General features: G+C 49.0%; 2 protein-coding genes. Both read right to left on the bottom strand.

Annotated features, from left to right (window positions below):
- The coding region (gene ltrA, locus SPSYN_RS15425) for a group II intron reverse transcriptase/maturase (protein WP_161823375.1) at positions 1 to 1,198 on the bottom strand (1,198 nt) is incomplete at its 3' end.
- A 277-nt stretch (positions 1,199 to 1,475) separates the two neighbouring features.
- On the bottom strand, positions 1,476 to 1,601 hold the full coding sequence (locus SPSYN_RS16300; protein ID WP_279279202.1) for a hypothetical protein: 126 nt from the start codon (positions 1,599 to 1,601) through the stop codon (positions 1,476 to 1,478).
- Positions 1,602 to 1,808: the final 207 nt, after the last annotated feature.

Genomic DNA, 1,808 nt, shown 5'->3' on the forward strand with positions numbered 1-1,808 from the left:
TTTTGAACAGGTGTCGTTTCACTTCGTCGAAGAATCTCCTTAGCATCGGTGAGTTGTCTGTTATCCCGTAATACCGATAATATCCTTGCAATTTGCGCCTAAGTTTGTTCATTAGCTTTTCTGTCAGCATATGCCGGTTTCCTTGTATCCATTGTTTAAATCGTAGTAGGCTTGCCCGGAATTTCTTGCTGCTCGTTTTCCGTTTTACCCGGAATCTACCGTTGCGGCTTATACTACAGTAGTGTTTGAACCCAAGGAAGTCAAATGTTTCCGGTTTACCACTGCCAGGGGCGTCATCGTCATCTTTCTTTCCAGCCTTTCGCCCAAACGCAATAATTTTCGATTTCTCAGCGGATATTTCCAGGCCGAACTTGTTTAGTCTCTCGGGTAGTATTTTGTAAAAGGCGATGGCTTCTCCTTTGTTCTCAAAGCAGAACACGTTATCGTCGGCATAACGGACCATAAACGCTGCTCCTTGGCTTTGCCTGCGAATACACTTCTCAAACCACAGGTCTATTACATAGTGCAGGTAGATATTGGCCAGTACCGGGGAGACGACACCTCCTTGAGGTGTCCCTTCCGTCGTGTCGTATTTTATCCCTTCTTCCATTATACCTGCCTTCAGGAAGCGCTTGATTAGCCGTATAATGTTGGGGTCTGCGATACGGTGTTCGATGAATTTGATCATCCAGTCGTGGTTGACGTGCTCAAAGAAGCCTTTAATGTCTACGTCTACAATGTAGTTTATGGGCCTTTTCATGATTATGGCGTTTAATACTTTTATCGCGTCATGGCAATTGCGGTTCGGCCGGAATCCGAATGAACTGTCCAAGAATTCTTGTTCGTATATGGCGGTCAGTATTTTCGCCAGTGCCGCTTGGACGAGTTTGTCCTCGTAGGCTGGTATGCCTAGTGGCCTTTGTTTGTTGGTTCCCGGTTTGGGTATGTAGACCCTACGCGCGGGTTGTGGGCGATAGGCATGGCGCTTCATTCGCTGCACCAGGTCTTTGAGGTTTTGTTCCAGGTTTTCGCCATATGCTTGCTTGGTTACGGCATCTATGCCGGCGGCTTTCCTGCCATCCATTTCTTTATGGCAGATGGCCAGCATTTCTTCGTTGATTAGGTGCGCTAATGATGTGAACTTTTCTTGCGGGCGTTCTTTGGCTACTTTTGCTATCCCTGCAAGTTTTGTGTACACAATTTGTCTACCTCCGTGTGTGTAGCTTGTGTGGCCCTTGCCGGGGCGACATTGTGTTACCGCCTTCCCTCTGCAGGCATTACCCTGCTTCATCAGTACTATGCGGTAATCCGACTACTTACCCGCCGTTTGGCTCCCTTGCTTTATTATCACTTGTCGGCCATACTCCATCTTGAAGAACGGGTAAGTTCTCCCAAGTTGACGTGTCATAACGGTATCTAACATGCCGGTCTCTATGACCCCGGGGAAGCCTGACTGGTCTCGCCATTTCGACCAGTCAGATGTTGCCTTCTGCACGGTCCACTGCATCGGCCTTCCCATTGGGGTGATTTCGGGGCTCAATCGATTCAGCTTTCGCTTCCAGCCTGCTAGTTTGCTGTCTACGCTTAGAGACGCGGATCACCCCGCGCCTCCCAAGACTCGCTATAGGTAGTTGGCTAAACTTTTCCTAGTGGGGTTCGCACCCACTATATGACACGCCCTTTGCTTGGCGCACGAACCGTCCCCTTGATCGAGGTGACGCACAAAAGTCGAGTAGATGCGCACCTCTTAAACTTTAGGGGACACTTTGTTTTCCCGGTTTCTCCCCGTTTCCTCTGGGAGTGTCACA

The sequence above is a fragment of the Sporotomaculum syntrophicum genome (assembly GCF_009932395.1).
In the GTDB taxonomy this organism is placed as follows: Bacteria; Bacillota; Desulfotomaculia; order Desulfotomaculales; family Desulfallaceae; genus Sporotomaculum; species Sporotomaculum syntrophicum.